At 53.2% G+C, this 12,427-nt stretch carries 13 protein-coding genes and 1 pseudogene; all 14 read left to right on the top strand.

All coding sequences use genetic code 11. The features are described from left to right. The first annotated feature begins 18 nt into the window (after positions 1 to 18). The gene (locus WJU16_RS11550; RefSeq protein ID WP_341838463.1) at positions 19 to 1,089 is read left to right on the top strand and encodes a glycosyltransferase; all 1,071 of its coding nucleotides are present in this window, start codon (positions 19 to 21) and stop codon (positions 1,087 to 1,089) included. 47 nt (positions 1,090 to 1,136) lie between these two features. Continuing rightward, positions 1,137 to 1,484 (top strand): gliding motility protein GldC, encoded by a 348-nt coding sequence (gene gldC, locus WJU16_RS11545; protein WP_298714653.1) that lies wholly within the window; start codon positions 1,137 to 1,139, stop codon positions 1,482 to 1,484. Positions 1,485 to 1,496: 12 nt separating this feature from the next. After that, positions 1,497 to 1,949, top strand: a complete 453-nt coding sequence (locus tag WJU16_RS11540) for a GatB/YqeY domain-containing protein (protein ID WP_341838462.1) — start codon at positions 1,497 to 1,499, stop codon at positions 1,947 to 1,949. A gap of 7 nt (positions 1,950 to 1,956) precedes the next feature. Beyond that, positions 1,957 to 2,502 carry a CvpA family protein gene (locus WJU16_RS11535; RefSeq protein WP_341838461.1) on the top strand — a complete coding sequence of 182 codons (546 nt, stop codon included), beginning with the start codon at positions 1,957 to 1,959 and terminating at the stop codon, positions 2,500 to 2,502. 66 nt (positions 2,503 to 2,568) lie between these two features. Next, complete coding sequence (locus WJU16_RS11530; protein WP_341838460.1) at positions 2,569 to 3,348, top strand: alpha/beta hydrolase; 780 nt, start codon at positions 2,569 to 2,571, stop codon at positions 3,346 to 3,348. A 113-nt stretch (positions 3,349 to 3,461) separates the two neighbouring features. Continuing rightward, complete coding sequence (locus tag WJU16_RS11525) at positions 3,462 to 4,124, top strand: CBS domain-containing protein (protein WP_341838459.1); 663 nt, start codon at positions 3,462 to 3,464, stop codon at positions 4,122 to 4,124. A 19-nt stretch (positions 4,125 to 4,143) separates the two neighbouring features. Beyond that, positions 4,144 to 4,596, top strand: a complete 453-nt coding sequence (locus WJU16_RS11520) for a POTRA domain-containing protein (RefSeq protein WP_341838458.1) — start codon at positions 4,144 to 4,146, stop codon at positions 4,594 to 4,596. Then, on the top strand, positions 4,560 to 5,582 hold the full coding sequence (locus WJU16_RS11515; protein ID WP_341838457.1) for a hypothetical protein: 1,023 nt from the start codon (positions 4,560 to 4,562) through the stop codon (positions 5,580 to 5,582). The genes WJU16_RS11520 and WJU16_RS11515 overlap by 37 nt, the downstream gene beginning before the upstream one ends. Then, positions 5,583 to 6,473 carry an NAD kinase gene (locus WJU16_RS11510; protein WP_341838456.1) on the top strand — a complete coding sequence of 297 codons (891 nt, stop codon included), beginning with the start codon at positions 5,583 to 5,585 and terminating at the stop codon, positions 6,471 to 6,473. It abuts the gene before it with no gap. A gap of 57 nt (positions 6,474 to 6,530) precedes the next feature. Further along, complete coding sequence (locus WJU16_RS11505; protein ID WP_341838455.1) at positions 6,531 to 7,394, top strand: DUF6089 family protein; 864 nt, start codon at positions 6,531 to 6,533, stop codon at positions 7,392 to 7,394. Positions 7,395 to 7,532: 138 nt separating this feature from the next. Next, a pseudogene (locus WJU16_RS26080) lies at positions 7,533 to 8,293 on the top strand (isoprenyl transferase). 43 nt (positions 8,294 to 8,336) lie between these two features. Then, the gene (locus WJU16_RS11490) at positions 8,337 to 11,015 is read left to right on the top strand and encodes a POTRA domain-containing protein (RefSeq protein ID WP_341838453.1); all 2,679 of its coding nucleotides are present in this window, start codon (positions 8,337 to 8,339) and stop codon (positions 11,013 to 11,015) included. A gap of 52 nt (positions 11,016 to 11,067) precedes the next feature. After that, positions 11,068 to 11,583, top strand: a complete 516-nt coding sequence (locus tag WJU16_RS11485; protein ID WP_341838452.1) for an OmpH family outer membrane protein — start codon at positions 11,068 to 11,070, stop codon at positions 11,581 to 11,583. A gap of 66 nt (positions 11,584 to 11,649) precedes the next feature. Next, complete coding sequence (locus tag WJU16_RS11480; RefSeq protein ID WP_341838451.1) at positions 11,650 to 12,186, top strand: OmpH family outer membrane protein; 537 nt, start codon at positions 11,650 to 11,652, stop codon at positions 12,184 to 12,186. The last annotated feature ends 241 nt before the right edge of the window (positions 12,187 to 12,427 follow it).

The raw sequence follows: 12,427 nt of genomic DNA, 5'->3' as shown, positions 1-12,427 counted from the left end.
CTGATTTAATAGATTTTCATGCGAATAGCCGTGAATGCGCTGCCCCTGATGCAGGATACGCCTGCCGATACAGGGAATGTGCCAACTGAAATGCTGGTCCGGATCGCCCGGCTGCACCCAGATGTGGAATTTGTGCTCATTGCCGCCGGGCCCTGGTTGCCCGCGGAGCCCCTGCCCCTGAACGTTCAGGTGGCGGTGTGCAAGCCCCTGTTCAAAGGGAAAGCAGGCCAATTTATCTGGCGGCGGTACCAGTGGCCGAAGATGGTGAAAAAGGTGCAGGCCGATCGCGTGCTGTACTTCAACGATGTGCTGCCGATTCCCTTCGATGTGGACGCTTTTCTCGTCATGACCCGCACGGGGATCCTCCCTTTCGGGGCTACCACCGACGAGAATATCCGTCGTTTCAAAGCGGTGGGGGTATTTTCCGAGTTTACGAAAGAGCAGCTCACCAACCGCTTCCCCCGCGTGAGCGACCGCATCCGCATGCTGACGCCCGGTGTGAGCGAAGTGTTTGTGGCGCTGAACTGGGAAGAAAGGGAAGAAGTGAAAAGGGAATACGCCGACGGGATGGAATATTACCTGGCCGTGGGCAGCATCGATCCTTCCAATAATATTATTCCTTTACTGAAAGCCTTTTCCATGCTGAAAAAGCGCCTCCGGTCCAGCATTAAGCTGATACTGGCCGGGCAGGCTACGGCGGAAGGGGAAGATATCGTGCAGGCTTTGCAGACGTATAAATTCCGGCAAGACGTAATCTGGATCAAAGACGCCGACGCTGAAACCCTTGCGCGCCTCATGGGCGGGGCGTACGCCATCGTGCATACCGCCGGGGCCGACGGGCTGGCGGTGCCCATCCTCGCCGGGCAGAAGTGCAAAGTGCCAGCCGTGGCGCTGTATGCCGGCGCTTCGCCCGAAGCCGGGCAGGACGCGGCGCTCAATTCCGTGCCGGACGACGTTACCGACCTTTCCGAGAAGATGAGCGCCCTGTATAAAGACGAAATGCTTCGAAGCCGGTTGCTCAACCACATCGGCCACGTTCCCAGCTGGGACGACGCGGCGGAAACCCTCGGGCAGATCGTTACCGCCTGACTTTGCCCGGTAATTGCTTATTTTTGCGACTCAAACAGAAAAAATACATGACGAAAAAATCTACCATCCAGATACAGGTTGCGCTCGACGAGCAGAAAGTGCCCGAATCCATTGAGTGGACCGCTACAGACAGTACGGCCGACCGCATGAACAAAGCCAAGGCCATGATGGTGGCATTCTGGGATGGCACCGACCGTACCGCCCTTCGTATCGATTTGTGGACCAAGGAAATGATGGTGGACGAAATGGCTGATTTCTTTTACCAGACCATGATGACCATGGCCGATACCTATCAGCGCGCCACGCCCTGGGCGGATCAGGCGAACGATATCCGTGCATTTGCCGCCGATTTCTACAAGAAATTCGAAGAGAAACTCAAAAATCAAAACCAGTAACAAACCCGGAATATGTCTTTAGAGTTAACGATCAACGCAGCTATAAAAACCGCCATGCTGGCCAAAGCGGAAGCCGAACTGCGCGCCCTGCGCGCCATCAAGGCCGCCGTGCTGGTGGCTAAGACCGCCGAAGGCGCTTCAGGAGAACTGACGGAGGCCGACGAGCAGAAACTGTTACAGAAGCTTGCCAAGCAGCGTAAAGACTCCATCGAGATCTTCCGCCAGCAGAACCGTGCGGACCTGGCCGTGAAAGAGGAAGAGGAGCTGGCGATTATCGAGCGTTACCTGCCGAAGCAGCTGACCGAAGAAGAGCTCCGCGCTGAAGTGTCGGGGATCATCGCGGCGGTGGGCGCCAGCGGCCCTGCCGATATGGGTAAAGTGATGGGAGCCGCTACCAAGCAGCTGGCCGGAAAGGCCGACGGTAAGGCGATTTCCGCCCTGGTGAAGGAATTACTGACCAAATAACCTGCCTTTGGCCATCGACGTAGTTTTCGCCATTCTCATGGCGTACGCGCTGTACCGGGGATTCGTGCGGGGATTTATCGCCGCCGTTTTCTCGCTGGTGGCGTGCGTGATCGGGTTAGCCGCCGCCCTGAAGCTGTCTGCTGTACTGGCGGCATGGCTGGGGCAGTCGGGTATGGACGGGCGGTGGTGGCCGGTAGTTTGTTTTTTTGTTATATTTCTGGCGGTAGTGGTGCTGATCCGCCTCGGCGCGGCCGCCCTGCAGAAAGTAGTGGAATGGTCGATGCTGGGATGGCTTAACCGGCTGGGTGGCATCCTTTTATACGCCACCCTGTTCACGATCGTATACAGCGTGTTGCTGTGGATGGCCAATCAACTGTACCTGCTGAATCCGGAGACCAAGCTCCAATCCGTTGTATATCCCTATATCGAGCCTGTTGGGCCCTGGGTGATGGACCGCCTGGGGACGATAATTCCCTTGTTCAGGGATGTTTTTGCCGAACTGGAGGCCTTTTTTGAAGGCGCCGCCGGGAAGATACCGGTACAAACTCCCTGATAACGGAGGTTATTTGAATTAAGAAAAAGAATTATTTTAGCGCAAAATTGACTTCAAGCAACGGTAATGAATTACGAAATCAAAACACAGGGCAAATTCAAGTTCATCGAAGAAGGAGAAGGAGAACCGATTATACTTTTGCACGGACTGTTCGGTGCCCTGAGTAATTTCAGCGGTACCATCGAATATTTCAAGCAATTCAATAAAGTGGTAATCCCCATGCTGCCCTTGTTTGACCTGAATATCCTGGAAACCTCCGTAGGCGGCCTGGCCAAATACGTGCATAAATTTATTGAAGCCCGCGACTACAACAACTTCCACCTCATGGGTAACTCCCTGGGCGGGCATGTGGCGCTCGTTTATATCCTGAAACATCCTGAAAGGGTGAAATCCCTCATCCTCACCGGCAGCTCCGGGCTGTTCGAAAACGGGATGGGCGAAACGTACCCCAAGCGCGGCGATTATGAATATATCCGGAACAAAACCGCGCTCACTTTCTATGATCCCGCGATGGCCACAAAGGAACTGGTCGACGAAGTATTCGAAATTACCAGCAACCGCCTCAAAGTCATTAAGATCATTACCCTCGCCAAATCCGCCATCCGCCACAATCTTGGCGAAGAGCTGACCACCATCACCACGCCAACCCTCCTGATCTGGGGGCTCAACGATACGGTGACGCCGCCTATGGTAGGTGAGGAGTTCAAGAAGCTGATCCCCAATTCGGAACTGCATTTCGTCGACAAATGCGGCCACGCGCCCATGATGGAAGTGCCCGACGAATTCAACCGGATTATGCACGACTATCTCCAACGTCTCAACAACAAGGCCGTAGCCGGGGCCTGACAACCGCCCGTCACCGCTGCCGCGCCATTGCTCCGCGATTCCGTAATTTAAATAGCGCACGCGCTGGCTATTGGAATATTCTTTGCTATTATTGTAAAAGAAACACGATCTCTATGTTGGTGCAGGAACTTATATCGACCGTTGTGCCCGTGCTGCTGCCGCAGGACACGGGTGCCAAAGCGCTTCGGCTCATGAATGAATTTCATCTGACGCATTTGCCGCTGGTGGTGGATAATAAGTATGCCTACCTCGTGGAGGAAGACCAGGTGCTGGACTGGGAAGACCCCGACCAGCTCCTCCAATCCTCCACCCCAGGTACCCTGAAACCCGCCGTGCCCGAAGGCGCGCACTTCTTCGAAGCGCTGAAAGTCTTCTACGACACAAAAATTTCCGCCCTCCCCGTCATCTCGCGCGAGGGTGAATATCTCGGCGTGATCACCCGCGAAAACCTGCTGGCCGCGTTCGCCCAATACAACGGCGTGAAAGAACCAGGCGGCGTGGTGGTGCTGGAAATGGAGCCGCGCGACTACAGCCTCAGCGAAATCGCGCGCATCGCCGAAAGTAACGAAGTCACTCTCCTGAGCGTAAATACCCTCACCAATCCCTCAACCGCCCGGCTGGAAGTGGTGCTCAAAACCAACCGCCAGGAAATGCATGGCCTCATCGCCACTTTCGAAAGATTCAATTATACCATCAAATACATGTTCAGTGAAGAGTTGGAAGAAGATCTCCTCAAAAAGAACTATGACCTCCTCATGAACTACATCAGCATGTAGTCTTCGAAAATGCAACTGTTTGCGCACTGTTTTTAACATATCCGGCCTGTTGCTCTGCCTGCTCGCCGCCCTGCCCGGCCGTGCCCAGGTCAGCGACTCCGCCTCCCGGCCCGCGCCGGAACAGCTCGCGATCCTGCAAGATACTTCGTACATCGTAGTGCGGGATATCGTTGTGACCGGCAACAAACGCACACGCCGGTCTATCATCCTCCGCGAAATCGGCATCAAACCCGGAGATACCCTCCGCCTCCGGAACCTCCAGGTCATCCTCGAAACCAATCGTAAACAACTCCTCAACACTTCGCTGTTCCTCAACGTGCTGACCAATGTTAAAGACTGGAACGGCAACGAAGCCAACATTGTATTCGACGTGTGGGAAAGATGGTACCTCCTCGCGTTCCCCGTTTTCAAACTGGCCGACCGGAACTTCAACCAATGGTGGGTGGAACAGAAAAAAGCCTCCGCCGCGTGAACGTGGGCGTCAAAGCCTGGCAGGATAACCTGACGGGGCGGAACGATGAGCTGTATACCGATGTTTCGTTTGGTTACACCCAGAAGTTCGTGCTCGGGTACACGCTCCCGTACATCGACCGCAAGCTGCGGCACGGGATCGGGTTTTCGGCGTCTTTCAGCCGGAACCGCGAAATCAATTATATTTCTGAAGAGAATAAGCAGCAATTCTTCCGGCAGGACGATTTTCTGCGCCGGCAGATGGCTTTCGGGGTGAGCTATACTTACCGCAAAGCCATTTCCACGCGCCATCAGGCTTTTTTGACGTATCACAGCGAGAATGTAGCCGACACGGTAGCCAGGCTGAATCCCAATTACCTGGGCGAAGGGCGGACAGCCGTTCATTATGCGGAACTCGTGTACCGGCTGGATTACATCCAGGCCGACAGCTGGCAATATCCGCTGGTGGGGCAATCGTTCCGAGGTGAGGTATCGAAAGCAGGGCTGGGGCCGTTGAACGACATCGATTTTGTGAAAATCCGGCTGAAAGGCGCCAAATACTGGCAATATGCTCCCAAAACTTACGGGGCGGTGAGCCTTCTCGGACAGGTGAAGTTCCCGAATGACCTGCCTTACGCGGCGTCGCGGGCGTTGGGATATGGCGACGATTACCTGCGCGGCCTGGAATATTATGTGGTGGACGGAACGGCGTTCTTCATCCTGAAAAACACCCTGCGGCGGGAATTGCTTAATTTCAAAGTGAGGTTGCCGATCGTGCCGAAGAAATTCAGCAACCTGCCGATCCGCGTACTGGCGAAGGCTTACGGGGATATGGGGTATGGATATTCGAAGCTCGGGCTGCGCGGCGATCTCAGCAACCGGATGCTGTATACCGCCGGACTGGGGCTGGATGTTGTGTCTTTTTACGATACCTGTATCCGGTTCGAATACAGTATCAACCAATTGGGAGAAAAAGGACTATTTTTACACGCTAAACTGGATATGTAAATGCATGTAGCCCTTTACAGCCGCGGCTTTGTTAAAGAAGACCTGGAAGATATACAACTGTTGCTGAATGAACTGGCCCGGCAGGAAATAGTGCCTGTCGTGTATGAGCCCGTTTATAAGGAGCTCTGCGCGCACATCCAGTTTTCACCGGATACCAATACTTTTTCCCGGGCCGAAGACCTCGACGGCCGCATCGAATTCCTGGTAAGTCTGGGCGGCGACGGTACCCTGCTCGACACAGTGAGTTTTATCCGCGACAAGAACATTCCCGTAATGGGCGTGAATTTCGGGCGGCTGGGCTTTTTGGCGGGCATCGGGCGGAATGCGGTGCACGAAGTGGTGGACTCCCTCGTGAGCCGGAGCTATGTGGTCGATAAGCGGACATTACTCCACCTCGACGCGAGCACCCCGCTTTTCGGGGATGTGCCTTACGCGCTCAACGAGTTCACGATCCACAAAAAAGATACTTCCGCCATGGTGAAGATCCATACTTACCTGAACGGCGAATTTTTGAATACTTATTGGGCAGACGGGCTCATCGTGGCCACGCCAACCGGTTCAACAGGGTATTCCCTGAGCTGCGGCGGACCGATCGTGTTCCCCGAAGCGGCAAGCTTCGTGATCACGCCGGTGGCGCCCCACAACCTGAACGTCCGGCCCATCGTGGTGCCCGACGATAACGTGATCTCCTTTGAAGTGGAGGGCCGATCCGACCAGTTCATCTGCACCCTGGATTCGCGGATGGAGGTGATCGACAACCGCGTGCAGCTGGCGGTGAAGAAGGAGGATTTCACGATTCAACTCTTGCGCCTGAACGAAAGTAATTTCTTACATACGTTGAGAGACAAGCTGTTGTGGGGGATCGATACGCGGAATGCAAGGGGTAAATAATGGCGTGGCATGTATTTGTCATACCAAAAAGCCCTAAATTACGTTTTACACATATTTATGCTGATCACGCGATTTTTAAGTAAAACAACCGGGATAGCGGTCCTCCTTTGCGCCGGATGGCTCCAAAAGGCCGCGGCGCAGCAGGAGCTGAGCTATGTGGGGGAACTGGGCTTTACGGCCGGGGCATCCCATTATTTCGGGGATCTTAACACCCATGGCGGTTTGAAGTCGCCCAAGCCGGCGGTCGGCATTTTTTACAGGAAATATTTCAATGACTATATCGGCGCCCGGGCCCATTTCCGTTACATGAACGTGGGATATTCGGACGTATACAGCGAGAACGACTTCCAGCGGAAACGCAACCTCAGCTTCAACTCAAACATATTTGAGTTGGCATTGCAAGGGGATTTTAACTTTTTCCGGTTTGAGCCAGGGAGCGACGACTACCGATTCTCGCCTTACCTGACGGTGGGCGCGTCGGCGTTTCATTTTAACCCTTACGCGTACTATAACGACCAGAAATTCTACCTGCAGCCTTTGGGGACGGAGGGGCAGCGTTCGGCGGCCTATCCCGACAGGAAGCCATATTCCCTCTTTAATTTCGCGTTTTTGATGGGCGGCGGGGTGAAATACAGCTTAAACCGCCGTTTGAACCTGGGACTGGAGGTGCTTTTCCGTTTTGCACAGACGGATTACCTGGACGACGTGAGCACCACTTACGCCGGGATCGGGAATTTTGTCACCAAGCCCGATGGTAGCGCCACGATGGCCGCCATTCTCCAGGACCGGTCCACCGTTACCAGCAATCCGCCCATCGGGGTGGCGGGCCGGCAGCGGGGCAACAGCCGCGACAAAGACCAATTTGCCACTATAGAGCTCACCCTGGGCATCCTTTTCACCTCCTACCACTGTAAATTTTAACCCCTAACCCTCTGCGGACGGCACTTCCCGTTAAAACTACGTTAAAACGGCCCGCCCCCTTTGCAGGAAAGGCCATAAAGTTATTTTTGTATCTTTGCACACTTTTAGTAAATCTGTATTAATACGCCTGATTTAGTCATGAGTTTGAAGGATCAATTAGACCTGCAACGACTGCCCCGACACATCGCCATTATCATGGACGGTAACGGCCGATGGGCCAAGGAGCGGGGTCAGGACCGGCTGTACGGGCATCATCAGGGAGTGGAAAGTGTGCGTGATATCGTGGAGGGTTGTGCCGAACTGGGCATCGAATACCTGACACTATACGCATTTTCTACCGAAAACTGGGACCGCCCGGTTTACGAAGTCAACGGCATTATGGAGCTGTTGGTGACCACCATCCGCAAGGAAGTGGACACCCTCAACCGCAATAATATCCGGCTGCATGTGATTGGCGACATGAACATGCTGCCCCCCATTGCCAGCGCGAACTGGAGGAAGCACGCGAAATCACGGCCCCGAACGCGGGCCTTAATCTCGTGATGGCCCTCAGCTACAGTTCCCGTTGGGAAATATTGGAAGCCGTGCGCGCAATCGCACGGGATGCGAAAGAAGGAAAAATCAATCCGGAAGATATCAACCACGAAAGCTGGTCCAAATATCTCAGCACCTCCCAACTTCCCGATCCCGAGCTGATGATCAGGACCTCAGGGGAACACCGTATCAGCAATTTCCTTTTGTACCAGATCGCCTATGCGGAACTGTATTTCACCAATACCCGCTGGCCCGACTTCCGCAAGGAAAATCTTTACGAAGCCATCCTCAATTATCAAAACAGAGAACGTAGATTCGGCAAAACAAGCGAACAAATACAGCAGAATGAAGAAATTGTTTCCTAAAAGCCTACTGGCCGTAGTTTTATGTTGCAGCGCGGGGTTAACTGTGCGTGCCCAACAAAGGGATACGGTACCGCTGCCGAGCCAACCGGCAGACATCAGCCCCTGGTCCCTGGGCAACCCACAACAGTACGAGATTGCCGATATCGCCGTTTCCGGCACCGAATTTCTCGACAAATCCCTCCTCCTGTCCCTCTCCGGCCTCAATGTGGGCGACAAGGTAGTGCTGCCCGGCGACCACTTCGCCAAGGCCATCCAGGCGCTCTGGGGACAACGACTTTTTTCCAACATCGCGATTTACATCACCAAAATTGAAGGAGAAAAAATCTGGCTGGAAATTTCCCTCGTGGAAAAACCGCGCATGTCGAACTTCTACTGGAAAGGAATCAAAAAATCCGATGGTGACGAGCTGACCACCAAAGCCGCCATCCGCAAAGGCTCCGTGGTAACCGAAGCCATGCAGCAGAACACCTACAATGTTATCCGTAAATATTACGCCGACAAGGGCTACCGCAACGTTTCCATGAAAATGGATATCCGCAAGGATCCCCCGCCGGCCATCAACTCCGCTACCGTATACTTCATCGTGGACAAAGGCCACAAGGTGAAGGTGAACGACATCAACATCGTACACAACTATAACGTAGCCGATAACACGATCAAAAAGAAAATGAAGGGTACCAAGGAGCTGAGCCGCTTCACCCTTTATCCGGACAACGCTGCCGCCTGGGTCGACAGCATGGCCACCACCGATAACTACTGGAAGGAAATGGGTTACCTTTCCGCCACCCGCACCCTCCAGAAGCTTGATCCTTACTTCCGCTTCCACCTCTTCTCTTCTGCCAAGTTCAACGACACCAAATACGAGGAAGACAAGGAAAAGATCATCGCCTACTACAACTCCAAAGGCCACCGCGATTTCCAGATCGTGGACGATACGCTGTATAATAACGCCAAAGGAAACCTGAACATCGAAATGAAGGTGGACGAAGGCAAGAAATATTACTTCGGCACCATCACCTGGCGGGGCAACTCCGTGTACAGCGACACCATCTTGTCGCGCGCGATGGGCATCCGCAAAGGCGACGTGTACAACCTGGAACTGCTGAACAAACGCCTGGGAACGCCTCCCGGCCCCGAAGGCGGCGACATCAGCTCGCTGTACATGGACGATGGTTACCTCTTCTTCCAGGTAGACCCTGTGGAGATCGGCATCCGGGGCGATACCATCGACTTTGAGATCCGTATGCAGGAAGGGCCCCAGGCCACCATTAAAGACATCCGCATCGCGGGTAACGAAAAAACCAACGAGCACGTGATCCGCCGCGAACTGCGGACCATGCCCGGCGATAAATTCAGCCGTCAGAACCTCATCCGTTCCCAACGTGAAATTTCCCAGCTCGGCTTCTTCAACCCCGAAACCATCGGCATCAACCCCGTTCCCAACGTGCAGGAAGGAACGGTAGACATCGACTATAAAGTGGAAGAAAGAGCGAACGACCAGCTGGAGCTTTCCGCAGGCTGGGGCGGGTACATCGGTCTGACCGGTACCCTCGGCGTAACGTTCAACAACTTCTCGCTGCGCAACATCTTCAGAAAAGAAACCTGGGACCCGCTGCCCTCCGGCGACGGCCAGAAGCTGAGCGTGCGTATCTCCTCCAACGGTAAGGCTTACCGCTCCTACAACTTCTCGTTCACCGAGCCCTGGCTCGGCGGAAAGAAGCGTAACCCCTTCTCCGTGAGCTTCTACAGCACTTACCAGAACCCGAACGCCTTCGCGGAATATTATAATATGCCCGTGGCCAACAAAGGCGCTTACTTCCGGGTACTCGGCGGTTCCGTTTCCATCGGTAAGCAGCTGAAATGGCCCGACGACTTCTTCTCCCTCATGTACTCCCTGAACTATCAGCGCTACCAGCTGAAAGATTTCAACTACTTCGGGATGGAAGGCTTCGACAACGGTACGGCCAATAACCTTTCGCTCCGCCTGACCCTGGCACGTTCTTCGGTTGACCAGCAGATCTTCCCCCGCAGCGGTTCCAGCTTCATGCTGTTCGGCCAGTTCACACCGCCTTACTCGGTGCTGAACCCCGACAAGGATTACAAATCCCTGCCGATCGCGGAACAGTTCAAATTCATCGAATACCAGAAATACCGCCTGAACGCCGAATGGTACGTTCCCCTTTCCCGCCCGCGCGGTACCGACAACAAGTCGCTGGTACTGAAAGTGGCTGCCAAGTTCGGTTACGTAGGCGCGTATAATAACCGCACCACGCTTTCGCCCTTCGGCCGCTTCGAGCTGGGTGGCGACGGTCTGAGCAACTTCGCGGTGTATGACCGTGATATCATCTCGCAGCGCGGTTACCCGGTGTATTACACTTCCAATCCGAAGCTCAATCCGGAAAGCGGTGCGCCGCCGGCAGGATATTCCGGCTTCTCGATGTTTAATAAATATGTCGTGGAACTGCGTTATCCCTTCAGCCTCAACCCAAGCTCCACGATCTTCGGCCTGATGTTCCTCGAAGCCGCCAACGGTTACCAGGATATCAAGGAATATGATCCGTTCCGTCTTCGCCGGTCAGTTGGTCTGGGTGCGCGGTTCTATCTCCCCATGTTCGGTCTGCTCGGCTTCGACTATGGCATAGGTTTGGATAGATTAAGGCCTGGAGGCGGTATGAAAGACGCAGCTAAATTTACGTTCATGCTGGGCTTTGAGCCGGAATAAGAAAATTATTATATATTGCGAAGCCTGTTTTTCGCTTAAAACATTACGACCGATGAAAAGAATCTTAATTACCATGATTTTAGTGCTGGGTGCCTTCGGAGGCGCTTTTGCACAGCGGTATTGTGTAATAGATACGAAATACATCCTGGAAAGCATCCCCGACTACAAAGACGCGCAGAAGAAGCTCGACGCGGTAGCGGAACAGTGGCAGAAGGAAATCGACGCCCAGTTCCAGGAAGTGGACAAGATGTATAAATCCTACCAGGCCGAATCGGTGATGCTGACCGACGATCTCAAAAGGAAGCGGGAAGATGAGATCATCGCCCGTGAGAAGGAAGCCAAAGACCTGCAGAAGAAAAGATTCGGATACGAAGGCGACCTGTTCAAGAAACGTGAAGAGCTCGTGAAGCCCATCCAGGACAAGATTTACAATGCCGTTCAGAAGCTGGCTACCAGCAGGATGTACGACTTTGTGCTTGATAAGTCCGGCGGCATCACGGTGATTTTCGCTGATCCGAAACTGGACAAGAGCGAAGAGATTCTGAAAGCGTTGGGTGTCAACAAATGATCCCTTGAGACAACAGACCTATAAAAATTAAACATTCTACATTCTTTTAAACAACTAGACAACATCATGAAGAAGTATGTAATCATCGCTATTGTTGCGTTCACCGGGTTTTTCAGCGTGAAGGCCAATGCACAGACCAAAATCGCGCACATTAACACCCAGGCCCTGATCGAAGCGATGCCGGAGTATAAAAAAGCGCAGACTGATATTGAAACTTTCGCTGGTACCCTCGAAAAAGAAAGCGGTTCACTGGTGGCTGAATACAATAAAAAAATGAAGGATTTCGAAAATTCTCCCAAAGAAGAGAGCGAAACGATGAAGGAAGTGAAGATCAAAGAAATCCAGGAACTGCAGAAAAGAATCCAGCTGTACGAAGAATCCGCCCGTGAAAAAATCGGCCAGAAACAAAACGAACTGCTGAAACCCGTTTACGATAAAGCCCGCAAAGCGATCGAAGACGTTGCCAAAGAAAAAGGCTACGCTTATGTTATCGACAACTCCGGTGGATCCCTCCTGGTTTCTCCCGCTGCCGACGACATCCTGGCGCCTGTTAAAGCCAAGCTGGGCGTACCTGCTACCGCAGCTCCCGCTGCCGCTAAATAGTGCTGAAAATCATTAAGATAGGGGCCCTGGTCAAAAGCAGGGCCCTTTTTTTATACTGAAAATCATGGGCTTAGAAAGAAAATCTTTTCAAAGTTTGAATTTTCTATCCCCTGCTTTTCATTTTTAAATTTATTTAACCTACCTTTGCCTTCCGTTTTAAACGGGGCTGATCACAGTCTGCCCGCCCGAAAAACGGATGGGTAAACAAGTTTTTAAGTACAAGTAGAAAATATTAAAAAAC

The sequence above is a fragment of the Chitinophaga pollutisoli genome (assembly GCF_038396755.1).
In the GTDB taxonomy this organism is placed as follows: domain Bacteria; phylum Bacteroidota; class Bacteroidia; order Chitinophagales; family Chitinophagaceae; genus Chitinophaga; species Chitinophaga pollutisoli.
This window is presented reverse-complemented; position numbering and strand designations above follow the sequence as displayed.